The organism is Siccirubricoccus phaeus (genome assembly GCF_008360935.1).
In the GTDB taxonomy this organism is placed as follows: domain Bacteria; phylum Pseudomonadota; class Alphaproteobacteria; order Acetobacterales; family Acetobacteraceae; genus Siccirubricoccus; species Siccirubricoccus phaeus.
On record NZ_SRXO01000006.1, the window covers coordinates 40,956 to 63,707 of the forward strand.

A 22,752-nucleotide genomic window follows, 5' to 3' on the forward strand; every position below is an offset into this window, starting at 1 on the left:
TCCTGGTGGTCGGCGCCGCTACGGCGCGGCGTAGCCCTGCGCGTTGACGTAGACCTGCGCGCCCGTGGTCAGGCAGGCGAAGTTCACCGCCGTCGCCGCCGTGCCGCGCAGCGGCGTGGGAAAGGTGATCTCGACGGGTGCGGCCATCGCCGCAGGCAGCAGCTGCCGCCAGATCACCGTGGCGCCGTCCTTGATCACCACCTCGGTCGCCACGGTCGCGTGCGCGTTGCGGATGTCGATCGAGGTGACGTAGTTCCGAACGCCGGCGGCGGCCGCGGCCCTCAGCACGACGTCGGTGGTATTGATGATCCCACCCGCGGCCGCCGCGTATTGCCAGTCGGCCTCCGGGATCGAGAAGGGCTTGTTCACCAGCGCGCCGATCAGCGTCGCCAGCAGGTCGATGCCCCGGCCGGTGGTCACCGCGGTCGGGTTGGCGGACAGGCCGGTCGCGACCAGCACCGGCAGGGCGCCGTTCGTGTTGCGCGCCTGGCCGCCCACTGCCGTCAGCGTCGGAGCGATGGTGCTCAGCACGTTCACCCCGAGCCCCTGGCCGGCGACCGACTGGCCGCGGCCGGCGGTGATCTCGGTGGTGAGCTCAGCGTAATCCGCGATGGTGACGAACTGCACCTTCACATCTATGCTCGAGGCTGGCGCCAGGTTCCGCGAGACCGACGCCCAGCCGGTGTTCAGGTAGGCACCGGAGAAGGTCGAGCCGACCAGGTCGAAGTTGTTCGCGTCGATGACCGTGATGGTGAAGGTGCCGTTCGCCCCCGGCACGCCGGAGACGTCCGCCACCGTCACCACGTCGTTCGTCGCGAAGCCATGCGCGGCGCGGGTGATCCGCACCAGGCCGGAACCGTTGTTGGCGACCGCCGAGATACCGTTGACGAACTGCCGGTTCCGCACGCGGATCCGGAAGCGGTAGAGCGCATTCGGCTCCGGGATCTGCTGGTGGCGGACATAGGAGTTCGAGCGAGCCGCCGTGGTGTCGAGCTGCCTTCCGTGGAACCAGCACTCGTCGTTGGTCAGCTCGATCTCCAGCACCGACCAGCCCGCTGGCGCCGTGGTCGGGATGGTCGAGGCGGAGGCGGTGACGAGCCGCGGGGCGCCCTCGCTCTGGACCTCGTAATTCGCCAGCGTCGGGCTGGTGCCGTCGAGCCGCCACGCGGCGGCGCTGCGGCCGTCGGGCTGGGCGGAGGTCGGATCGACCGAGACCAGCTCGAGCCAGACCGACTGGCCGGCGATGCGCTGGCTGAGGTTCACCGCGACCATGACGCGGAGCGGGATGGTGAAGGCGGTGCGGCTGGTCAGCACGACCTCGTCGTCGAGGGTCGTGCCGGTGGAGATGGTGACGGTGCCGTCGGCGACCGCGAGCGCCATGCCGCTGCCGCTGGCCGCGACGTCCCAGCGGGCCGGGTTGATCTCGGTCCCGTTGAAGCTGTCGCGGAACTTCTTCTGCATGCTCTTGATCTTGAGCATGTCGTCAGTCCAGTCGTAGGCGCCGGCGGTCATGCGGGGGCTCCTGGGGTTGGCTCGGCGCGGGGTGGCGCGGCGGCGCCGGTGGCGGCGATCTCGACGGCGGCCATCTGCGCGGCGTCCTGGGCGGCGCCGGACTTCGCGACGCGGCGCGGATCGGTGTCGAGCGAGATGCCGGCCTCGTCGAGCAGGGCGTTGGCCTCGCGGATCATCTCCACGGCGGCGCGGAAGTCGTAGCCGAAGGCGCCGGCCGCTTCGGGCTGCGGCACGAAGCCGGCGCGCACCTGGGCGATGAGGGCGGTGGTGTCCTTCAGCGGGTCGATCATCTCGTGCGCCGGCGGGACGTGGCTGACGCCGTCCGGCATCTCCGCGCCCCATAGACCGAGCAGCGCGCCCTGGGCGTGGAAGCGGTCCGCGATCGGCCGCACCAGCATCGGGATGAGCATCCCGTACTGCACCTGCTCGCAGAGGCGGCGGAACTCGATCTTGCCGGCGCGGAGCGAGGAGTAGTTCGCCTGGGTGAGGTCGCCGGAGACCTGGTCGTAGGTCAGGCCCGCGCCGACCGCGGCGGCCTCCAACGCGCGGCGGGCAAAGGCGGCGTGGCTGCCTCCGCCCGAAGGGTTCACCACTTCCACGCTGCCCATGCCGCGGCGATAGAGGATCATCCCCGGCTCGAAGCTCTCGACCGTCCGGCCCTGGGCGTCGCGGAGCAGGCCGGCCGCGGCGCCGGTGAGGGCCTCGTCGCCTTCTTCCGTGACCACCGCGGCAAGGCATGCCTCGATCTTGGCCTTCATGAGCAGGGCGGCCTCGTAGTCGCCGAGATCGCGCAGGCGCAGCAGGACGGGGGCGAGCCAGGACACGTCGCGCAGCTGGCCGGGGCGGCGCTTGCGGTAGACGTGCAGCACCTCCGATGCGGGGATCCGCTCGCTACTCAGCCAGGTCGCCCCTGGCAGGATCCACGTCGCGCCGGGGTGCACGCGGTGCAGCCAGTAGCCGATCGGCTCTCCGGCCTCGCCGAGGGCGATGCCCTGGATGGTCGCGGCGCCGCCCACCATGCCATTCCGCGCTGTGTCGAGGTGGTCGCTCTCCAGCACCTGCAGCCGCAGGCCGATCGGGTTCGCGGGCGACGGCGCGGTCATCAGGAAACGCACGAAGCACTCGCCGCTTTCGACGACTGCGCGCATGACCAGGGCCTGGAGGCCGTAGAGGTCCAGTCGGCCCTCGGCGTCGCAGGCGGTGCTCTCCGCCCAGCGCCTCCAGGCATCGGCATGACGCTGATCCGGCCAGCGCGTCGTGATGCCGGCGCCCACCGCGTTGCCAGTCCACAGGTCGACGATGCGGCTCGCGTAGGGATCGTTGCGCACGGCGTCGCGCGCGCGGCGCGCGACTGTCTCCGCGGCGGTGCCGACCTCGGCCGTCGCGCTGCCGCCCGAGGGCGCCCATGCGGAGGCACGCTGGTCCTGTGCCGCGGCATAGCCGCGCAGCACGTTCCACGCGTCTCGCAGTCGGCCCATCACCTGCTTCCCCCGCGAGAGAAGCTGGCCAGCGTTACGGACGGCCGGCGCGCCGCTGTCATCTCTGCCCCGCGCAGGACGGCCAGCGCACGGCCGAGCTCATCGAGGCTGCGGTACTCCACGGTGCGCCCGTCGAAGGTCACGCGCGTGGTGCCGCCGGTGTAGGCCGCGGCGAGCGCGGCGGCCCGGCTGCCGGCTGGCTGCGCCAGCGCCCAGGCGAGGACGGTCGGGTCCATGTGCGTCCTCCCTTTCAGCGCAGCCAGCCCGAGCGCGGCGCGAGCCAGCCGCGCGGGCGGTGGGTGTCGGTCGCGACCTGCGGCGGCGGTAGCGGAGCGACATTCCCGCTAGTGGGAAGCTCGCTCGGTTGCAGCGGGGCGTTGGCGACCTGCTCGCGGAGCTGCGCCCAGAAGCGCTCGCCGTAGCGGTCGGCGCCGAGGAGCCAGAGCGCCGCGCGCGCCAGCACCGCGCAGTCTAGCGCCTCGTTCCGCTCCCTGAGCTTCGCCCATTCCTGCCGCGCGAAGCCGCGGCGGTCCTTCACGGTGTGCAGCTGCTCGGCGACGAGCTGCTTCACCCACTCCGCCTCGATGCCCTGTGGCACGTGCACCCAGCCGGGCGGGAACTCCGCCGCGTCGCCGCGGCCGAGCCAGAGGCGGCGATACAGATCGGCCTTCCAGGTCGAGACCGAGACGGTCCAGAGCTTCAGACCGCGGCGGAGCTTGCGCCCGTCGACCATCGCGTCCACGGGCGTCGGGCCCTGCACAGGCTGCGCCCGGTTCCAGCCGTCCACGCCCTTGGTCGGCGCGATCCGCGGATCCCGTAGCCGACGGAGATGGCCGTAGACCGCCGCGGTGTCGCGGCCGCCTGTGTCGACGCAGAGCCGCGCGATGCGCATCGCGCCGCCGCCCTGGCGCGGCCAGTCCCGCGCGAGCAGCGTCGCCAGCGCGTCCCAAGGCGCCCGCTCCCGCGGACTCCCGGGGATCACGACATGGTCGACCAGCCACGACGAGAAACCTTCGGCCCAGCCCCAGACGTCGCACTCGAGGCGATCGTCCTGGACGTCCACGCCGGCGGTGAGACAGAGCGCGCCGGCGGGCACGACGCCCATCCGGAAGTCCTCGCGCCGCTCGACCAGGCGCTCCCAATCCGGCGCCTCGCCGCGCTCTTGCCAGGTCTCGCCGAGCACGGTGTTCCGGAAGGTCTTGAGGTCCTCCGGCTTGCCCTGGGCCGCCTCCCAGTCCCGCGCGACCTGCTCCCACGAATACCAGCCAACAGGCGCGTAGAGGGACGAGATGTGGAACCCGACCGTGTGCGGGTCCTGCGCCTCCGCCGTGGCCCGCCACTGGCCGCCGGCCAGCATGGCCGTCTTGTGGTGCTCCTCGATCGGCTCGTCACAGGTCTCGCAGTGGTAGCGCGCCGTGCGCGGGTCGCCCTTCTCCCAGCGCAGCCGCTCGAACCGCAGCCACTGCATCTCGCCGCAGTGGGGACACGGCACGACGTAGCGCCGCTGGTCGGAGGCGGCATATTCCCGCTCGATCCGGCTGCGACCGGCGATGGTCGGCGTCGAGACCAGGAAGGCCTTGCGCCGCCAGCCGAAGGTGCGGGCGCGGGCCTCCGCCAGCGCAATCGGGTCGCCCTCGCCCTCGACGTCGCCGGGATAGGCGTCGATCTCGTCGAGGAACAGGAACCGCGCCGTCATCGAGCGCAGCCCGACCGCACTGTTGGCACCGGTCAGCACGAGGATGCCGCCGGGGAATTCCTTCGACAGCAGCGTGTTGCCGCTGTCGCGCGCGCGGGCGGGTGCCACCCGCTCCCGGAGGGCCGGGGTCTCCTCCAGCAAGGGGTCGACCCGCTGGCGCGAGAAGCGCTTCGCGAGCTCGACGGTCGGCTGCACCGCCAGCACCGGCGCGGGCACGTGGTGCAGGATGTAGCCGAGCCAGTTGTTGCCGGCCTCGGTGGCGCCGACCTGCGCCCCCTTCATGAACACGACGCGCCGGGCCGGATGCACCGCCGAGAGCGCGTCCATCACCTCGCGCAGGTACGGCGTCCGGCTCGTTCGCCAGGGGCCGGGCTCGGAGGAGGCGCGGCTGCCGAGGATCCGGTGCCGCTCGGCCCATTCTGACACGCGGATCTGCGGCGGCGGGCGGAGCATGCTCCCCGCCCGGCGCCGGACATGGTCACGGGTCCGCGGCCCGATCTCCGCCGAGGCCTGGAGGGTCGAAGCGATCGGCCGCCTCCGAGAGCAAGTCGGTGATGTGCCCCTGCAGGATTGTCTGCAGCAGGTGTGGGTCGACGCCGAGCTCCGCGGCGATCAGGCCGGACACGCGGGCCGGCCAGTTCAGCAGCGCGTCGCGCATCGCGCCGGCGATCTCGTCGATCGTGGCGTTGGCCTCTGCGGCGTCGAGCAGACGACGCTTGTTCTCGTCGAGCGCAAGCCGCTGCGCCTCGACCTTCAGCGCGAGCTGCGCGACCTTCAGTCGGGCATAGGGCGTTCCCTCCGCCCCGCCGCCCCCGCCATTGGCCAGCGGCGAGCGGGCGGGATCCGCAGTCTCGACCAGGCGCCGACGGGTCTTGTCGATGTCCCACTGGCCGTCCGGCTCGCGGGCGATGCGGTTCGTCTGCTCGGCCTTGCGGAGCGCCGTCTCGGTGATGCCGATGCGGCGGGCGGCCTCGCGGGTGGACGGCGTCAGCTCGGGCATGGCGGCGACCTCCCGCCGCCCGTGGTGTCCATGACGGGCAAGGGCCCGCTACCTTCCGGCGGCGGGCCCTCGATGCGTCCGACCAGGCCTTCAGGCCGGCAGGTGGTAGATCGTGTAGGACCCGCGGGCGCCCTCCTTGTTCAGGCCGACCTGGCGCACCCGCTCCAGCACCTGCACCTCGATCCCCTGGCGCTTCTTCAGGCCCGCGAAGAACCCGCGGACCGTGTGACCCTGCCAGCCGGTGGCCTCGCAGATCTGGGCGATGGTGGCGCCCTCCTCGCGGCGGAGCAGGGCGAGCACCGCCTCTTGCTTCGTGCCCTCGCGCGGCTTCCGCGGCGCGCCGGGCTCGCGCGCGGCGCGGGGCGGCTTGCCGGCCAGGGTGGCGCGGAGGGCCGCCATCGGCCCGTCGAGGGCTGCGATGATGTCCGTCTCGCGGTTGGCCTCGTCGTCCCAGGCGGCCAGCACCGCCGCGGCGGCGTCGCGCAGGGTCGCGCGCGGGGCGGGCGTTGGCGCGCCCTGGGTCGCCTCAGGCGCCGGGGCGTCCTCGTCCCGCGGCGCCTCCTCCGCCCCGCCCGTGGGCGCCGTGTCCGCGCCCGTCGCGCCGGCCTCCGCGGCGGCGCGGCGCTCGGCGTTGCGGAGCGCGATGGCCTCGGCGCGCTGCTCGTCCTCCTCGCCAGCGTCGCCCGCGTTCGGGTCGATGCCGATGGCGCGCAGCCCGTCGTCGGTGATGCGCGCCACGATCCAGGTCCCGTCCTCATCCTGGCGCCAGCCGAGCCCGACATGCTCCCGCGGGGCGTTGATCTCGGTCAGCAGGTTGTTCTTGATCAGACTGCGGAACACCGCGTTGCGGGCGGCGGCCGGCAGGGTCTTCGGCGCGCGGGCCAGGCCCATCTCGTGCTGCGCGGCGGCGCTCAGGATCACGCGCTGGGTGTCGGAAAGCTTCGTCATCGTGCTGGTCTCCGGTGTCGGGTGCCGACCATCGGCCCCTACTGCCGGGAGCCCCGCCGGCGCTGCCGGTCGGGGCCGCGGCGGGTTGTGCCGCGCACTACTCGGCGAATTCGCCGCGCTTGAAGTAGCAATCCGTCACGCTCGCGAGCCGGCTGTTCCAGTGTTCGAGCGTCGCGGCCTTGCCCCAGAGGACCTCCTCTGGATCCGCGCCGAAGTGATCCGCGCTCATCTGCTGCAGTTCGGCGACCATCGCGTCGAAGCGGGCCTTCTGCTGCAGGAAGGCCTCGAGGCTCTTCTGCTGGTTGCGCGTGGCGCGGGCTTCGCGGTCGGTCATGCTGGTCTCCGTCCTCTGGTGCAGGGCATCCCCTGCGCGTGACGGACCATTCGCGCTGTGCCGCGCCCGAGCCAAGCACGATGCAGCGTTATCTTATTGCGAAGATTGGCGTTTCCGGATTAGCCGATCCTCAGGGCGGCGGCCATCGACCAGCACCCTGGCGGGCCGCCAGCGGCGGGCCATCTCTCGGCCATGGACCGCACCAGCACGCAGCCAACCGCCACGATCTACTACGACGGCGCCTGTCCGGTCTGCTCGCACGAGATCGCGCAGTACCGGAAGGCGGACGGAGGTGACCGCCTCGCCTTCGTCGACGTCTCGACCTGCGGCGCCGAGGCCCTGGGTCCGGACCTGTCGCGCGACGCGGCGCTGGCGCGCATGCATGTGCGTCGGGCGGACGGGACGTTGGCCTCCGGCGCAGCCGCCTTCGCGGAGCTCTGGCGGCAACTCCCCAGACTCGCCTGGGCGGGGCGGATCGCGTCCTCCGCTCTCGTGCTTCCCATCCTCGAGGTCGGCTATCGCGCCTTCCTGCGGATCCGACGCCTCTGGCGCCGGTAACGCCGGGGGAACACCGTGGCCTGCCGCGCCCACGCGCTCAGGGTGCAGCGGCGTCGCGTGCCGCGGCGATGTCCGCAAAGGCGCGATCCTCGCCGTCCAGGATGGCAGCCTGGCCAGTCGCCTCCTGCCAGCGCCGGACGATCACGTCGGCATAGGCCGGGTCGACTTCGAGTAGCACCGCGCGCCGTTCGGTGCGCTCCGCCGCGATCATCGTCGTGCCGGAGCCGCCGAACGGGTCGAGCACCGTGTCACGCTGCTTGCTGCTGTTGCGGATCGCGCGCTCGACCAGCGCGACCGGTTTCATGGTGGGGTGCAGGTCGTTCCTGGCCGGCTTGTCGAAGTGCCAGACGTTCCCCTGGTCCCGCGCGCCGCACCAGTAGTGCTGCGCGCCCGCCTTCCAGCCGTAGAGCATCGCCTCGAACTGCTGGTGGTAGTCGGCGCGGCCGAGGGCGAAGGTGTTCTTCGCCCAGATGATCGTGCTCGACCACTTGCCGCCCGCCTCCTGCCAGGCGCGATGCAGCGTCGGCCATTCGGATGAGGACATGCAGACGTAGCAGGCGCCCTTCGTCACCGAGAGCAGGTTCGCCAGCGCAGGGCGCAGAAAGTCGAGGAAGCCGGAGCCGAGCGCGTCGTTGGCGATGGTCATCCTGGCCGCGGTGCCGCCCTGGTAGGCGACGTTGTAGGGCGGGTCCGTGAAGGCCATGTCGGCGAGGCGGTCGGCGCCGAGGGCGCGCTGCACGTCGCCGAGCTTCGTGGCATCGCCGCACAGCAGGCGGTGGTCCCCACAGCGCCACAGATCGCCGGCGCGTGTGACGGGGGTGGCCGGCGGTTCGGGGGCATCGTCGGCGTCGTCCTGGACGCCGGCATCCGCGGCGGCCAGCAGCCGGTCGAGCTCCATGCCCGAGAAGCCGAGGACGTCGAGGTCCACCACCGCCTCGTCGCGGATACGGGCGATCTCGGCGGCGAGCAGGGCCTCGTCCCAGCCGGAGTTCAGCGCGATCTGGTTGTCAGCGAGACGAAGCGCCCGGGCCTGCGCCTCGGTCAGGTGGGCGAGCCGGATCGCCGGGACCGCGGCCATGCCCAGGCGCTTCGCGGCCATGACACGGCCGTGGCCGGCGACCAGCACGCCGGCGGCGTCCACCAGGACCGGGTTCACGAAGCCGAACTCGGCGATCGAGGCAGCGATCTGGGCCACCTGGTCGTCGGAGTGCGTGCGCGCATTCTCCGCGTAGGGAACGAGCGCCGCGACCGGGATGGAGGCGACCGTGAGGTCACGCAGCATCGGGGAGCACCTCCGCGCGGCCCGCAGCCACGGTGTCGAAGTCGCGGCCATCGTCGGCGAGCGTCACCGGCAGTTCGGGGTGCAGCGTCCGCCAGCGGGCGATCGCGAGGTCGACATAGGCCGGCGCGAGCTCGATGGCGCGCACGCGCCGGCCCGTGCGTTGGCCAGCCAGGATGGTGGTCCCGCTCCCCGAGAAGGGCTCGAACACGGCGTCGCCCTCGGCCGTGTAGGCGCGCATCAGGAACTCGGGCAGCGCGACGGGGAACACCGCCGGATGCCCGGTCTCGATGCCGCGCCCCTTGTGGCGGGTGATCCGCAGCACGCTGTCCGGGATCCGCATCTCCTGCACAGGCAGGCCGATGTGGGTGTAGGCCTTCACCTCGCCGTCCGCGGCGCGGAGGCCGCTGCCCTTGTTCGGCGTGCCGGCCCATTTGCAGGGCACGATCTTGTTCGGCGCGCGGGACTCCCGGTTGAAGTGGAACACCAGCTCGAAGGCCGGGGCGAGGCGGCCGTTCCAGTCCCCAGGCAGGCCGGGCCCCTGGTCCCAGGCGTAGAGTCCGAAGCGACGCCATCCCTGCGCGCGCATCCAGTCGAGCCAGCCCTGCCAGTAGGGCTGCCACTCGCCCTCGCGGTGGATCAGGCCGAGGTTCACCAGCACCTGGCCATCCTCGGTCAGGGCCGCCGGCAGGTGCTGGAATACGCCGCGCATCAGCGCGTCCCAATCCGAGACCCCGCCTGTGGTGTAGTCGCGCTGGTTCCCGTAGGGCGGGCTGGTGAAGAGCAGCGCCGCGCGGTCCTCGCCCATGACGCGGGCTACCGACGCGGCATCGGTGCTGTCGCCGCAGAGCAGCCGGTGCTCGCCGAGGGTCCAGAGGTCGCCTGGCCGGGTGACGGCCTGGCGCGGCGGGTCGGGTTCGGCATCGGCGGGATCATCCTCCGCCTGCGCTTCCGTCTCCGCCGCGCCGTCCCCGCCCCCCTGGACCGCGGGCGCCGACAGGGCCTCGGGCGCGTCGCCGTCGGACACGGCATCTCCAGCCGCCGCGAGGATGTCGTCGAGCTCCGCGGCCGAGAAGCCAAGCGTCGCGAGGTCGAGGTCCGGCGCCGCCTGCGCCGCGGCGAGCGCGTCGCGCAGCAGCGCCTGGTCCCAGGTCGCGTTCTCCGCAATGCGGTTGTCGGCGAGGCGCAGCGCTTCCTTCTGCGCCGCGGAGAGATGCCGCAGCACGATGGTCGGCACCTTATCGATGCCGAGTGCCACCGCGGCTTCGAGCCGGCCGTGACCGGCGATCAGCACGCCCCCCTCGTCCACCAGCAGCGGGTTGGTGAAGCCGAAGGCCAGCATGCTGGCCTTGATCTGCTCGATCTGCGCAGCGCCGTGCACGCGCGCGTTGCCGGAATGCGCGCGCAGCTCCGCCACCGGGCGCAGCAGGATCTTCGCTGCCATCCAGGGGAGCGTCATCGAACCATCCGGGATCAGGAGGGGTGCGAACCGTGCGAACCGCGGCTGCGAACCGACGCGGCCATGGTTCGCAGCTAAGCGATTGAGATCACGGCCAACTGGTGCGAACTGCGAACCATATTTCGGGCCAAGCGCTAGCGATGTCACGCGCTTCCGCCCCCCGCATACAGCGGGGCCAGGAAGGACCCTGCGGTTCGCGAGCCACTGTCTCGACAGAGCTACGCTGTGGCTGGTGAGCCGCGGCGCGTGCGCAGTTCAACGAGTGTCCGAACAGTAGCCCGAGCGAGTTTCAGCGGGCAACGCGACATTCATTCGCTGTGCCACGCTTCTTTTCGTTTTGCTCAAGCGGACTGCGAAAGCCTCGCACGAACGAGTGCATGCTCCAACCGATGGCAGGTCGGGCACAGCAGCCTGAAGTCGGCGAGGGTTGTGACGCGTCGGCCCTCCTCCAGAGGATGAAGGTGGTGAACATCCAGAAGAGATCGCGCCTTGACGGGCGTGCCGTCGATCCGCGATGCCGGATCGAAGCCGCAGTCATCGCACTTGAGCGAGTTGTCCTTCTGGCGTTCACGGACAAAGCGCTGTGCAAGCCACGCCGCCCGTAGTCGCACCTTCGTCCATTGCTCGACAGTCATGCCTTCCGCGGCCTTCGAACCCAAGTCGCGATCGATCTCGCGGGCAATGCGGGAATCGATCTCGCTGCGCTCGGCGGCCATGATGTCAGCCTGTATGCCGATCCAGGCATTTCGCGTGGTCCTGACCGATAGTGGCAGGGCGGCGATGCGGGCTCGCTCGTCGTCATTCAGGGGTCGTAGCGTCGCTGACGGATGCGCGAAGACTCGCTGCATCGCCTCTGGCCCGAGGACGTCGCGGGCCAGAGGCTTCGTCGGGATCTCGTAACTCTCGACGATCGGAAACGCCACCGACCACCGACGCCGCCGACCATCTTCGTCCCACATGTCCTGTATACGGTTGTAGTCGTCTTCGCCGATGATGGTGCGAAGCGGCAGCGAAGAGGCGCGAAGGCGATGAATGGCCACGAGCCGTCCGGCGACGGCAGCATGCGCAGCTCGCTCCTCCAGATAAGCGGGATCGGTCAAGTAGCCCGCCTTCGGCGTTCCGAAGTCGCGCGTTATGTACTCGATGACGTAGCCGTTGCCTGCCTGCGCCGCGATGGTTGCCTGGCATCGTCCTGCTGCATCTGGACTGTCGCCGACCGGTGTGAAGCCAATCCAGTCCGACGCTACAAGCCAGTCAGCCTTGGCCGCTGTGACTGGAGCAGGGAGATCAGCAATCCGAAAAACAGCCATGGCCTAATGACGAACTCGCCAATTTTCAGGGTGCACAGTTCCTGCTCGATACCATACCGCTGCCGGGCGATGAGGGAAGGATCAGTCCATAGTGACCCGCCAGCACGGAGAGTGCCGCGACCAGCATTCCCTGTGCTTGGCTGGCAGGCACAGCCCGACCGCCCCATCCTCGCCGCATGGCCCACTCGCGGACTGAGCACTCGAGGCCGACCACGTGCCAGACGCAGCTACCCGCGGCCCCGCCAGGGCCACCCAGCACCTCCATTGCAGCGGAGACCTGACGACGGGCCTGAACCTGCCGCTCGGTCATGGTCTCGCCCGTCGCAGCAGGCAGGCGGACCAGGGCCGCACCACGCAGCGCATCCAGTGCAGCCGCGCGGAACTGCCGCCGGAAGACCGCGCCGGCGTCATGCATTTCCTGGGTGATGGTGCCGTTGGCGAGCATCTGACCCAGCGTGTCGACCGCGCGCCGATGCACGACGGGTACGCCGGTCTCCGGATCGGCCTCACGGATCGGCTCACTGAACCCGCCATGCTGAAGGCGCCACCGGCTCGGCATGGCGAGGCTTTCCTGCTGGACACGGATCTTCTTCTTGCGCTTAGCGGCCATGGGTCGTGCCTCCGTTCCGCGGCCCCCAGCGCCGCATCGCTTCGTTGGTAAGTGCCTGGCGAAGCCAGGGATCGGTGATGTCATCGAGGCGGAGCGCGACGACGCCCTGCTCGCGCCAGACGCGCCGGCGCATGGCCTCGAGGTCGACGGCATTCGCCGGGCTCGGCTCCCGCCCGAGCGGCGACCGCGGGAAGGATGGCCCCCCCTGCAGCCTCACTGCGCACCGCCCTGGGCATCGATTGCCCACAACAGCAGCGCGAGGGCATCCGCCTCGTTGTCGTCCGTCGGCGTGAAGCCGCGGGCCCGCATCGCGGCGATCACCGCGTCCTTCGGCGCGTTGCCCTTGCCGGTAGCGAAGCGCTTGATCGTGCCGACCGGTACGCCCTGGTAGGGGACGCCGCTGCCCTCGCACCAGGCGGTGAGGTGCGCGAGGAAGCCGCCATATACGTGGGCGGCGGTCGTCCCGGCGTGGCGCCGGACCTCCTCGAAGACGATGCTGCCGAGCGGGCCGGCGCTGGCAGCCATGCTGTCCAGCCAGCGGCGAAAGCGCAGCCAGCCCATGCCACCGCCCTCGAAGCGTCCCGGCCGGAAGGTCGCGGTGCCGGAGGTGACGGTGCCGTCGGCCAGTCGCACCGCCCAGCCGAGGGTGCTGCCGAGGTCTAGGGCGAGCAGGCTTCCCGTCGGCGGTGCCGGGTCGATGACGCAGATGACGCTGGATCCGGAAACACCCGTCACGCGTGCGCGTGTGCGCGCGCGAACGGGTATTTGGGTAGCCTGCGTCATCTGCGTCACTCGAAGGGCCGAGCCTTGGCCGTTTTTCGCGTTCATGCGCTGCATCCCTTTCAGAACTGGATGGCGCCAGCCGGCGCCGGCGACTGGCAAAGCCGAAGCCCGCGCAGCTGGCGTGCGGAGCCCTTGCGGTGCAGTTCGAAGCCACGATTGAGGAGGTTGTCGGAGAAGCGCCTGACCGAACCGACGTACTCGCCGCCTGCCTCCGCCCACGCCTTCCAGCTCGCGAAGAGCACCGCCGTCGCCTCGACGTGGTTGACGCCGCGCTCGCAGCACTCGACCAACCAGCGGCCAAGGGCGTCCTCGGCTTCGAAGTACTCGTCGGTGGCGGCCAGGACCGTTGCGGGCGGGCGGAGCCCGACACGCTGCCATTCGAGGCAGCCCTGCAGCGCCCAGGCCAGGATGCCGTCGCGTTCCGCCAGCAGCCGCTCGGGAAGGCGCTTGTCGCGCTGGGCGGGCGGAATCGTGACCGTGAAGGGCACCATGTGCAGCCGCCGCCGCATCGCCTCGTCGACGTTGCGGATGGACGGCTTGTGGTTGCCAGCGACCAGCAGCTTGAACTGCGGGGTGAATTCGAAGAAGTCCTGCCGCATGAAGCGCGCGGTGATGCGGTCGCCGCCGGTGAGCGCCTTCAGCTTGCTCTCTGCCCAGCGGCTGCCCTGCTCGGTCTCGATCGAGGTGACGATGCGGGCGCCCCGAAGCCCGGCCATGTCGGTCGGGTGGCGATCGCCGGTGGTCGCCATGAACATGTCCATCGGCGCGACAGTGGCGTAATCGCCGAGCAGCGCCGTCAGCGTGTTGGCGAAGACTGACTTGCCGTTCGCACCCGTGCCGTAGAGGAAGAAGAGCGCGTGCTCGGTGGTGACGCCGGTGAGCGCATAGCCGACCACCCGGCGGAGGTAGGCCTGCAGCTCGACGTCCCCGCCGGTCACCTGGGCGAGGAAGGCAACCCAAGCCGGGCATTCCCCATGGGATGCCGCGCTGGTGATCTTCGTCATGCAGAGAGCGCGGTCGTGCGGGGCGACGGCGCCCGTGCGCAGATCCACGACGCCGGCCGGGGTATTCAGCAGCCAGGGATCGCGGTCCCAGACCTCGGCGGTGGTGGCGTGGCGGCGATCGGCGCGGGCCAGGCGCTCGACGGCCGCGACCGTCGATGCCTGCGACAGCTTCGTCCTGACCTTGTTGCTGTTCGCGCGGTTGGCCGCGGCGCGACAGACGCGGCGGGCCAGATCGAAAGCGCGCAGGGTGCCCTCGCGCTCCCACCGGCAGCCTGTCCAGTTGAGCCAGGCACCCCAGACCGCGACGTGCCGCCAGTCCTCGCCGTGCTGCTCGCTGAACTCGGCCGCGAGCGCGTCCTCGGTGAATCCGATCGGCAGCGCGCCATCATCGCCGGTGCCGTCGCCACCAACCTCGTCATGGTCGGGGTCGGCGGCGCCCGCACCGGCATGGCTGGCTTCTGCCCTGCGCCACAGCCGCTCGGCCTCGTGACGCAGCCGGTCCTCGGGCCAGGGCGGGCTGATCCGCGCGGTGTTGTAGTCGCAGATCTCCTGCCAGGCCTGGGCCGCGGTGACGAAGCCGTCCTGGCAGCGGCGGATCCAGTAGCCGATGATGCGGGACAGCGCCTCGAAGCGGGTGACCCCGTCGGCGCCGCCTTCCCGAATCTGCCGGCCGAACAGTTCCGTGACATCGCCGCGGGCTGAGCCCGCGCCGTTGAAGTCGAGGGGATCGCCGCCCGTGTCCATGGCTACTGCGGCGCCGATGCCGGCCAGCGGCGGCATGGCCAGCACCGCCTCGGCCAGTTCGGTCAGGTCGCGGTCCCGACCGGTGCTCTCGCGGATGGCGACCAGCCGCTGGTGGCCGCCCTTCGCGTGCACCGAGCCAGCGACGCGGATCGGCTGGTGCGCCGACCGGAAGGCCGGGTCGCCCCCAACCTTCACCGCGATCGCGTGCCGGAGGCGGCAGATGGTTGCGAGGTCCTCGCCGGTGGCGGGCTCAGTCAGCCGCCAGTAGAGGTGGAGCTTCTCCTGGCCCTCCGGCGTGATGCCACCCGAGGCGACCTCGAGGGTGGGCGAGCCAAGGTGCTGGAGGAGGTACGCCCGCTTGGCTGCGATATCGCCGCCGTCGAGATCGACCAGCACCACCTGCATCTGCGCGATGTGCTCAGCGCTGGCCTGGCCGGGCTCGGTGACCGTGCCGGGGATGACGTAGAGCGCCATGCCCGTCTCGGCAGCCCACTGCGCCTGGACGGCGAGCTTCGCCGGCAGTTCGGCATCGGCGGGCAGGAAGGGGGTGTGCGGTGCGCGGTCGGGCCCACCCTTCTCGGCGAGGGCGCGGACCGCGACCCAGCCCTCGCACCAGCCGAAGACCATGTCGGCATAGGCCGCGACCATAGCGGCATCGGGGGCGACCGGCATGGGCGGGATCACCTCGGCGGCGCTCATGACCAGCACCGCGTGCGCCAGGGGCAGCGGGTGCACTCGATGTGCTCGGGCTCGGCCGCGACGCGGGGCAGCCACTCGCCGGCGTCGCAGGCCTGCAGGACGCGCACCGCCTTATCGCTGGTGGCCTGGGCGAGCGCGCCGTCGAAGGGCACGAGCTCGTGGTGGAGCTCGGCGGTGTCCTTGTTCACCGCGGTGAACAGGGCAGGCACCTCGGTCAGGCCCATGTAGGCCTGGTAGAGCGCGATCTGCGCCGCGTAGATTGGCTTCGCCGCGGCCACGCCGCGCCGGACCATCTCCTTCCAGTTCCGGGCGTTGGCCGACTTGCACTCCCACAGCGCCGGCACGGCGACGACGGCCTGCGCCGGCGTGGGCGCCGCGACGACCACGCCGTCGATGTGGCCCTGCACGCGCCCGCCCGCGACCGAGAAGCCGAACTGCTCGCCGGCACGGTTGCGGGTGCGCACGTCGAAACCGGCGCGCCGGAGCCAACCGATCGCCAGATCCTCGAAGACGTGCCCCACCGCGAAGATGCGGAGCGTCTGACCCGAGAAGCTGGTGTCGGGGTCGCGCGGGACGTCGAGGAACTCGTACTGCAGGCGCCGCGCGCAGGGATCGCCCAGCCGCGAGCCGCCAAGATACTCGCGGCGCGCTCGCGTGCCGTTCTCCGCCACCAGCGCTGCATCGATCAGGTCGTTGATCGCCTCTGCCGCGGTCGGCGGCTTCGGGCGGTGATTGAAGTCGAGGCTGGCGTCCGTCATCAGAACGGGACCTCCGGCGTCGAGGGGGAGGCAGAGGCCCGCATGGCGTCCTGGAAGGCGCCGACGGCCACCTCCGCGAGCGTCAACACCTGCTGCTCCGACAACGCATTGAGCGGAGTGGTCCAGCCGATCTCCGCCATCACCTCGGCCATCGCGCGCATCGCGGCGCGCATGGCGGCCCGTTCCTGTTCAGTGAGATCAACCATGGCGGTGGATCGCCGCGCCAAGCGCACCCACCAGCCCTGGCAGGTGATGGAGCAGAAGGAGACCGAGGGCCGCGGCGGCTTCGCCGAGGTCGGGTCGAACCAGCCAAAGCCGCGCGCGGGCCGCCTGCACACGGCGCAGAGCGAGCGAGGCGCGGGCGCGAGGGACATCGTCGTGCTCCCGGCTCATGCCGCCCTCCCCAGGCCGCCGGGGAACACCGCGGCCAGGATCTGCGGCCGGTGCCAGAGGAAGTTCAGCCGGCAGTTCGCCGCGTATTTCGACAGGCCGAAGTCCAGCGCCGGATCGGCGTCCCCGGCCTTCACCAGCAGCTCGCGCTGGCGCGGGCTGGCGGGGTGGTTCAGCCAGAGGCGGCTCTTGGTGGCGGCGGCCCCGGTCTCAGCCTGGCGCAGGAAGTCGTCGGCCCCGGCCAGGACCTGGGCGCGCTCGCCGACGCCGAGATGCCGGAGGCGCCCCTGGCGCAGCTTGCCGACCGCGTGCCAGTGCTCCCCGTCGAAGAACACGCCGGCCCAGGCGTCGAAGCCGGAGGCGATCATCGCGTGGCCGTCGCCGTGCATGTCCCACCAGCGGAAGGGCGAGCGGTCCAGCAGGTCGATCTCGGTCAGCCCGAAGCACTGCAGGGGGCGCTTTTCGCGGAGCATTCGCTCCCAAACATGGCCGCAGAAGGGGCAGGCGATGGTTCCGAGCGGAACTTCCGCCTCGCAGTCCGGGCAGGTCTTGTACGGCGCCTGGCCCGGCCCCTCGTCCTTCTCCTCGGCGAGCATACCATCGTGCTCGATCGAGCCATGCCGGTGCGCGGCACCGGCGAAGTCGAGGACGACGCAGTCGGTCTTCACCACGCCGGGGAAGCGCTCCGGATCGACCTTCCGCAGCCCGCGACCGATCGCCTGAATGAAGGTGCCGCGGTGGAGCATCGGGCGGAGCACGACGATGCAGGCGACCGGCTGGCTGTCGAAGCCCTCGGTCAGCACCATGCAGTTGGTGATGACCTGCACCTCCCCGCGGTCGAAGCGGGCGAGCAGCGCGGCGCGCTCTTTCGCCGGCATCTCGCCGGTGACCGTCTCGGCGGTGATCCCCGCAGCACGGAAGGCCGCGGCGACCGCCTCGGCATGGGCGACGGTGGCGCAGAAGGCGATGGTGCGGCGGTCGCCGGCACGCTCGTGCCAGTGCTCGACCACCGCCTCGTTGACCACTGCCCGGTTCAGCACCTTGGCGGCGGCGTCCATGTCGAAGTCGCCGGCCGTCGCGCCGACCTGATCCAGGTCGTCGGAGACGCCAACGTCGATGGTGAAGGTGCGCGGCGGCACCAGGATGCCCTGGGCGATCAGCGCGGAGATCGGCAGGTGGTAGGCGATGTTCGAGAAGGTTTTGCGAAGGCTGCGCCCGTCGCCGCGCTCCGGCGTGGCCGAGAGGCCGAGCAGCTTGAGCTTCGGGTTGGCGGCGCGGGCGTCGGCGATGATGGCCTGGTAGCTGTCCGCGGCCGCGCGGTGGGCCTCGTCGATGACGAGGTGCGAGACCTGCCCCATGCGGGCGCGCCGCGCGGAGCGCGCCAGCGTCTGCACGCTCCCGAAGACGATCTGGCCGGACCAGTCGTCGCGTTCGGCCTTCACCACCGAGGCGGGGAGGCCGGCGACCCGGCCGATCGTGGCCCGGTTCTGCTCGATCAACTCGTCCGTGTGCTGCAGCACCAGGAAGCGGGAGCCGGGCTTTGCTGCCGCCTCCTCACCGATGAAGAAGCCGGCGACGGCGGTCTTGCCGGCGCCGACCGGCAGCGCGACCAGCGTGTTGCCGTGCGCCGCCGTCTTGGCGCGGGCGGCGTCCACCGCCGCCCGCTGGTAGTCGCGCGGGATCATGGTGGGCCTCCCGCTCAGCGCGCCCAGAAGGGCGCGTTGCCCGCCGCCGCGGGCGGCTGGGCAGGCTGGGCGGCGGCCCAGGGGGGCGCGGTGCCGCCGATCGCCGGCGTCGTCGGGCCGGGCAGCATGGGCTGCGTCGCCGCCGGTGCCGCACCCATCAGGCGGGCGTAGTCCGCGTGCTCCGGGCCGATCGCCGCGGCGATGACGTTGCGCCCCTCGTCACGCGGGTCGGTCTTGTCCTTCTCGACGCCGACACGGGCGAGGAACTCCATCCCGTTCAGGTCGCCGTAGCCGCGGATAGTGCGCGCGGCACGGGCGCGATCGGAGGCATCCTTAGAGGCGATGCCGCGGGCGCTCTCCAGGATGCCGCGGATTAGCGAGCGGCCGCGGTTCCCGTAGGCGTCGTCCGCCCCCTGCGCACCCTTCCCGCGCAGGCCGATGCGCGTGTAGATCCGGCGCTTGGTGTGCGGTCCCTCCAGGATCACCGCCTCGGTGTTGAGGTACTGCGCGTCGCTGGTGCGGCTCTGCGTGACCCAGCCCTCCGGGCCAACGCCACCGGGCCGGATGGTGAGGCGGACCTTCACCAGCGTGCCGGCGGGGATCACCTCGAAGGCGTTCTGCTGCGCCTCGGCGCCGTTGAAGTCGTGCGTGAAGCTGCCGGACATGGCTCAGCCCTCCTGCGGCGTCGAGTTGGTGGGGATCGCGGGCTCCGCCGCGGGCAGGGTGATCTGGAACTGCGCCGTCGGCGGCGTCGTCAGCGGCCGGCGGATCTTCTCCATCAGCCGGCCGAGATGCGGCTCCTCCAGGGTGGCGAGGCGACCGCTGCGATCCTTCGCCGGGTAGCCGAAGGCGTTCAGCGTGGTGCAGACGAAGGCGCGGATCGGCGCCTCCTTCTCGCGCGGAAGCTCGGCGAGGGTGATGACCTCATCGACGATGCCGGGCAGCTCGAGGCCGGTCTTGCTGCCCTCGACCTGCAGCGAGAAGTACGGGCGGTTGAAGTCGTCGAGCTGCTTGTTGAGCAGGCCGACCAGCCAGACATTCTTGTTCGGCGTGTGCTGCAGGTGGGTCAGCCAGCCGATCATCTCCTGGCCCAGCAGCCCGTAGGCGCCGCGCAGGTCGGGCTTGCCGCTGCGATCCGACACCGCCTGCGGCTGGCCCTTGCACCACTGCAGGCAGAGGCGCGAGGCGACGGTGATGCTGTCGACGAAGATGGTATCATACTTCGCCAGCTGCTCCGGGCTGCCGAAGGCGGCGCAGACGCGCTCATAGTGGGTCGTGTCGTAGGGCTGGTCGGGCCGCATGGCCGCGTTCGGGCCGCCGATCCAGCACGCCAGGTCGCGCGCCATCTCCCAGCTGCGCACGCGGACTTCATCGCCGGGCCAGCCCTGCACGGCGAGCTCCCCGGCCTCGAGGTTCACGAACAGCGTCCGGGCCGCATCCAACGTCCAGAGCTGCGACGTCTTGCCGATGCCCGAGATGCCAGTGAGCACGCCCTTGATGCCCCGCTGTTCGGCCATCCGCTCGTCGGCGGTGATGATGCGGAAGCCACCCGGCTGCGTCTGGTTGAAGGGCGTGCTCACTGGCCGCCCTCCTGGACCCGCATGGCGCTCTCGATCGCGAGGTGCGCACCCAGACCACCGGCGCGGCGGGTGCGATCATGCAGCTGGCGCAGCGCGTCGAGCCGCCTGAAGAGCGCGGTGCTCTCGGTGCTCAGCGACTGGATGGCGAAGGCGATGTCGTCGATCGTGGACTGGCCGATCGGCTTGCTGATCGCGTGGCCGTACTCGCCGACGGCATCGGTCTTGATGCAGTCCGGCAGCGACGCCATCCCGTAGGACTGACGCAGCTGGTCGAGCGGCGGTGGCTTGGGCTTGAACATGGAAGCGTGACTCCTTCGTCGTCGCGCTCCGGTTCCGTCGGTGAAGGTGCTGCCGGGCCCCGACGCGGCGGAGCTGACCGTCCTGGTATTTCCGCCTTGCGGCGGTGTTGCATTCCCAGGAGGACCCGGCAGCAAGGCCGGGTGCGATCAGGCGGCAGGGCGATGCTCGCCGGTGCTGCCGCTGATGGTGCGGATCTGCGCCGCCTCGAACGCCTCGATGTCCTCGAGGCGATAGGCGACGCGGCCGCCGATCTTCAGGAAGCGCGGCCCCTGGCCGAGCCAGCGCCAGCGCTCCAGCGTGCGCGGGCTGACATTCCAGCGGCGGGCCAGATCGGCCTGGTGCAGGTGCCTGACGGACATGGCGACTTCCCTCGAAGAACTGCGGGGAAGGTCGCGTCACGGCAGGGAGAAGAACGAGCCGGCAGTCGGGAGAAGAACAGGGAGAAAACGGCCTATAGGTCGAAGCCCCACAGGCCATTCACCGTGGTGATGTGGCGCTTGAGCACGGCCCATCTCTTGGCGCCGAACAGACGAGCGGGGCTGCCGAGGTCGGTGAGCTCGCGGATCGGCAGCCTCTCGCCGCGATAGTAGGCATCCACCAGCTTGCGGATGGCGGCGATGTGGGCGTCCGACGTGAAGGCGATCGGGGGTTGGGTGCCGATGCGCAGCTGCCGGCCATCGGACGACAGGACGAGAGGCCGGCCGTCCTGCTCAGCTGGCACGCCGCGCAGCCGGGCATCGAGGATATCGGGGCTGATGGCGAGGTTGTCCGGTGCGGCCAATACGTCGCGCAGCGCCACCACCGCGGCACCGGGAATCTCGATTTCAGCCACGCGGGAAGGCCGCGCGCTGGTGAGGATCACGCGCAGCCGATTGTGCGGCCGAGCGCGCGCGGCGCCGACAACCTGCTGCACCACCGCAGGGTTGACGAGGCGCCGGGCAAACCAGAGCGGCACGCGCGCGGGGCGCCGACCGAGGCGCACCTCGCCGATCTCCCAAAGCACCCCATCGATGAGGGGAAAGGCCGCCTGGTTGCTCGGGCGATCCAGTCGCGCGGCCAAGGCATCGAGCATGGCCGCGGCATCGACCCGATACCGAACCTGCCGCTCCGGAGGAACGGGCGCCAAGCCGACCGCGGGACTGAAGTAGGCGAATCCCCCATGCGCCTCGGACCAGATCAGTGAAACAGGCGTATCGTCGTGATCGGCCTGGGATGCGCTGACGTCCTCATGACCATGCGGCACGAGCAGGCCGGCCGCCGCCAGCACCGCCGCCGGCCGGGGCGAAAGCTCGGCGGCAGCGCCGGACAGGACCGGCTCCCTGAGCTCCAGCACCTGGAGCAGCAGGTCCACCGCCTCGGCGTCGAGCTGCGGCGGGCGATCAGACATCCCGCAGGAGGCCCCAGCGGCGGAGGTATTTCTCCCCGATGATGCGCTCCCGCTCGGTGCGGTCCTTGAGATCGCAGCCTTTGGGCATGGTGATGGTCACCGGCAGGGTGCGGCCGCCACGGGTCCCGGGCGCCGCGCGGAACTTGATGGTCAGCCGCACGGCGGTGATCGCGTAGCCTTCGATCCCCTGCTCCTGGCCGTTCAGGCGGTCCGCCGCCAGCTGCCAGATCGTGCTCTCGGCGCCGCGCATGCATTCGAGGGTGATGCGCTCGCGCTGCGTTTCGAGGGGCATCAGCCTCATCATCGTGATGCGCACCGAGTCGATGCCGTCGGCCATGTCGGTCGGGAAGTCGAACGTCTGCCGCAGCCGATCGAGGCGGAACTGGCGGATGGGGAGCCGCTCGCCCTGGAAGGCCGTGCCCAGGAGGTGCTCCGCAAACAGGCGGACCAGCGCCTCACGCGTTTCCCGCGCTGCCGCCACCACCTCGATCGCACCTGTCGCCGGCTCATAGGTCAGGGCCGCCTCGACCACCGGCCTGTGGGGGCGGCGGGAGAGCCGGCCATTGACGAACTCCAGCACGTCGCCCGCCCGGCCCTCGCGATAGACCGCGGCCTGCACGAGCGCTGCATCGGGCCCGTCCAGCATCGGCCGGGAGCGGTCGCAGATCTCGACCTCGACATTGGCACTGCCGAAGCGCTCCGCGACGGCCTGCCTGAAGCGGCCGATCGCAGCGGTGTCGCGCGCGACGGGGAGCGCACGCTGGCTCAGGAAGCCGTCCCACATCCGACCGAACCGCTTGTCGTCGGCGAAGCGCACCTCCTCGGCGTGACGGAAGGTGGTGGAGTCGTTCAGGAACACCCAGAGCGCGCGGGCATGCCCGTTTTCCATGGCGTCGAGGCGCGCATGATCGTCACAGACCGCGTAGAGGGCTGCCTGCCCGGGCTCGTCGGCCATGGCGCCGACCCGCTCGGCATCGTTCACGACGCGCAGGCGATCGGCATCGGCCATGTCGTCGACGGCACGCAGCAGGGGCGCGATGACGTCGTTGGCGGGTCCGTCCCAGGCGATATCCTGGGGCAACTCGGCGCCGATGGCGGTGAAGTAAGTGCGGAGGGACGCCGGCGGCGTCCTCCGGATGAAGTCGGGAACGGTGGGCACGGGGGAGGGCTTTCGATCAGGTCAGCACCGGACGATCCGGCGCTCCGCTAATCGGCGTATCAAAAGCGCATGATCGCAA

23 protein-coding genes are annotated in these 22,752 nt (G+C 71.0%); 1 reads left to right on the forward strand and 22 read right to left on the reverse strand.

Annotated features, from left to right (window positions below):
- Window positions 1–18: 18 nt before the first annotated feature.
- From E5N76_RS10240 to E5N76_RS10275, 7 genes are all read right to left on the reverse strand, one after another.
- Entirely contained in the window at window positions 19–1,512 is a 1,494-nt protein-coding gene (locus E5N76_RS10240) for a ubiquitin-activating E1 FCCH domain-containing protein (protein WP_149537209.1), read from the reverse strand.
- A complete protein-coding gene (locus E5N76_RS10245) occupies window positions 1,509–2,990 on the reverse strand; it encodes a phage portal protein (RefSeq protein WP_149537210.1) in 1,482 nt (493 codons plus the stop codon). Before E5N76_RS10245 ends, E5N76_RS10240 begins: the two co-directional genes overlap by 4 nt.
- The gene (locus E5N76_RS10250; RefSeq protein ID WP_149537211.1) at window positions 2,990–3,226 is read right to left on the reverse strand and encodes a phage head-tail joining protein; all 237 of its coding nucleotides are present in this window, start codon (window positions 3,224–3,226) and stop codon (window positions 2,990–2,992) included. Before E5N76_RS10250 ends, E5N76_RS10245 begins: the two co-directional genes overlap by 1 nt.
- Before the next feature lie 14 nt (window positions 3,227–3,240).
- A complete protein-coding gene (locus tag E5N76_RS10255) occupies window positions 3,241–5,139 on the reverse strand; it encodes a phage terminase large subunit family protein (protein WP_149537212.1) in 1,899 nt (632 codons plus the stop codon).
- Window positions 5,140–5,164: 25 nt separating this feature from the next.
- A complete protein-coding gene (locus tag E5N76_RS10260) occupies window positions 5,165–5,686 on the reverse strand; it encodes a hypothetical protein (RefSeq protein WP_149537213.1) in 522 nt (173 codons plus the stop codon).
- A gap of 90 nt (window positions 5,687–5,776) precedes the next feature.
- Window positions 5,777–6,634 carry a DUF3489 domain-containing protein gene (locus tag E5N76_RS30425; RefSeq protein ID WP_235907650.1) on the reverse strand — a complete coding sequence of 286 codons (858 nt, stop codon included), beginning with the start codon at window positions 6,632–6,634 and terminating at the stop codon, window positions 5,777–5,779.
- Window positions 6,635–6,731: 97 nt separating this feature from the next.
- Window positions 6,732–6,968 (reverse strand): hypothetical protein, encoded by a 237-nt coding sequence (locus E5N76_RS10275; RefSeq protein ID WP_149537214.1) that lies wholly within the window; start codon window positions 6,966–6,968, stop codon window positions 6,732–6,734.
- A 192-nt stretch (window positions 6,969–7,160) separates the two neighbouring features.
- On the opposite strand from E5N76_RS10275, the gene E5N76_RS10280 reads away from it, so the two are divergent.
- Window positions 7,161–7,526: a thiol-disulfide oxidoreductase DCC family protein gene (locus tag E5N76_RS10280; protein ID WP_149537215.1), complete on the forward strand. Its 366-nt coding sequence runs from the start codon at window positions 7,161–7,163 to the stop codon at window positions 7,524–7,526.
- Window positions 7,527–7,563: 37 nt separating this feature from the next.
- On the opposite strand, the gene E5N76_RS10285 is transcribed toward E5N76_RS10280, so the two are convergent.
- The 15 genes from E5N76_RS10285 to E5N76_RS10360 all read right to left on the reverse strand — a co-directional run bounded on the left by E5N76_RS10285 (window position 7,564) and on the right by E5N76_RS10360 (window position 22,673).
- Window positions 7,564–8,808, reverse strand: coding sequence for a site-specific DNA-methyltransferase (locus tag E5N76_RS10285; RefSeq protein ID WP_149537216.1), 1,245 nt, complete (start codon window positions 8,806–8,808; stop codon window positions 7,564–7,566).
- Window positions 8,798–10,264 carry a site-specific DNA-methyltransferase gene (locus tag E5N76_RS10290; RefSeq protein ID WP_149537217.1) on the reverse strand — a complete coding sequence of 489 codons (1,467 nt, stop codon included), beginning with the start codon at window positions 10,262–10,264 and terminating at the stop codon, window positions 8,798–8,800. The genes E5N76_RS10285 and E5N76_RS10290 overlap by 11 nt, the downstream gene beginning before the upstream one ends.
- 341 nt (window positions 10,265–10,605) lie before the next feature.
- On the reverse strand, window positions 10,606–11,574 hold the full coding sequence (locus tag E5N76_RS10295) for an HNH endonuclease (protein ID WP_149537218.1): 969 nt from the start codon (window positions 11,572–11,574) through the stop codon (window positions 10,606–10,608).
- Window positions 11,575–11,599: 25 nt separating this feature from the next.
- Complete coding sequence (locus E5N76_RS10300) at window positions 11,600–12,184, reverse strand: DUF6456 domain-containing protein (RefSeq protein WP_149537219.1); 585 nt, start codon at window positions 12,182–12,184, stop codon at window positions 11,600–11,602.
- 213 nt (window positions 12,185–12,397) lie between these two features.
- Entirely contained in the window at window positions 12,398–13,012 is a 615-nt protein-coding gene (locus E5N76_RS10310) for a hypothetical protein (RefSeq protein ID WP_409349362.1), read from the reverse strand.
- Between the two features lie 14 nt (window positions 13,013–13,026).
- The gene (locus E5N76_RS10315) at window positions 13,027–15,414 is read right to left on the reverse strand and encodes a phage/plasmid primase, P4 family (RefSeq protein ID WP_207791934.1); all 2,388 of its coding nucleotides are present in this window, start codon (window positions 15,412–15,414) and stop codon (window positions 13,027–13,029) included.
- Entirely contained in the window at window positions 15,411–16,172 is a 762-nt protein-coding gene (locus E5N76_RS10320) for a hypothetical protein (protein ID WP_149537220.1), read from the reverse strand. The genes E5N76_RS10315 and E5N76_RS10320 overlap by 4 nt, the downstream gene beginning before the upstream one ends.
- Window positions 16,172–16,546 carry a DUF6511 domain-containing protein gene (locus E5N76_RS30065; protein WP_207791935.1) on the reverse strand — a complete coding sequence of 125 codons (375 nt, stop codon included), beginning with the start codon at window positions 16,544–16,546 and terminating at the stop codon, window positions 16,172–16,174. Before E5N76_RS30065 ends, E5N76_RS10320 begins: the two co-directional genes overlap by 1 nt.
- 15 nt (window positions 16,547–16,561) lie before the next feature.
- Window positions 16,562–18,247 carry a DEAD/DEAH box helicase gene (locus tag E5N76_RS10330; protein WP_149537221.1) on the reverse strand — a complete coding sequence of 562 codons (1,686 nt, stop codon included), beginning with the start codon at window positions 18,245–18,247 and terminating at the stop codon, window positions 16,562–16,564.
- A 14-nt stretch (window positions 18,248–18,261) separates the two neighbouring features.
- Window positions 18,262–18,912, reverse strand: a complete 651-nt coding sequence (locus E5N76_RS10335) for a hypothetical protein (RefSeq protein WP_149537222.1) — start codon at window positions 18,910–18,912, stop codon at window positions 18,262–18,264.
- 3 nt (window positions 18,913–18,915) lie between these two features.
- Complete coding sequence (locus E5N76_RS10340) at window positions 18,916–19,827, reverse strand: ATP-binding protein (protein ID WP_235907651.1); 912 nt, start codon at window positions 19,825–19,827, stop codon at window positions 18,916–18,918.
- Window positions 19,824–20,126 (reverse strand): hypothetical protein, encoded by a 303-nt coding sequence (locus E5N76_RS10345; RefSeq protein WP_149537223.1) that lies wholly within the window; start codon window positions 20,124–20,126, stop codon window positions 19,824–19,826. The genes E5N76_RS10340 and E5N76_RS10345 overlap by 4 nt, the downstream gene beginning before the upstream one ends.
- A gap of 147 nt (window positions 20,127–20,273) precedes the next feature.
- The gene (locus E5N76_RS10350; RefSeq protein ID WP_149537224.1) at window positions 20,274–20,486 is read right to left on the reverse strand and encodes a helix-turn-helix transcriptional regulator; all 213 of its coding nucleotides are present in this window, start codon (window positions 20,484–20,486) and stop codon (window positions 20,274–20,276) included.
- A gap of 92 nt (window positions 20,487–20,578) precedes the next feature.
- Complete coding sequence (locus E5N76_RS10355) at window positions 20,579–21,514, reverse strand: hypothetical protein (protein ID WP_149537225.1); 936 nt, start codon at window positions 21,512–21,514, stop codon at window positions 20,579–20,581.
- On the reverse strand, window positions 21,507–22,673 hold the full coding sequence (locus E5N76_RS10360; RefSeq protein ID WP_149537226.1) for a hypothetical protein: 1,167 nt from the start codon (window positions 22,671–22,673) through the stop codon (window positions 21,507–21,509). Before E5N76_RS10360 ends, E5N76_RS10355 begins: the two co-directional genes overlap by 8 nt.
- Between the last annotated feature and the right edge of the window lie 79 nt (window positions 22,674–22,752).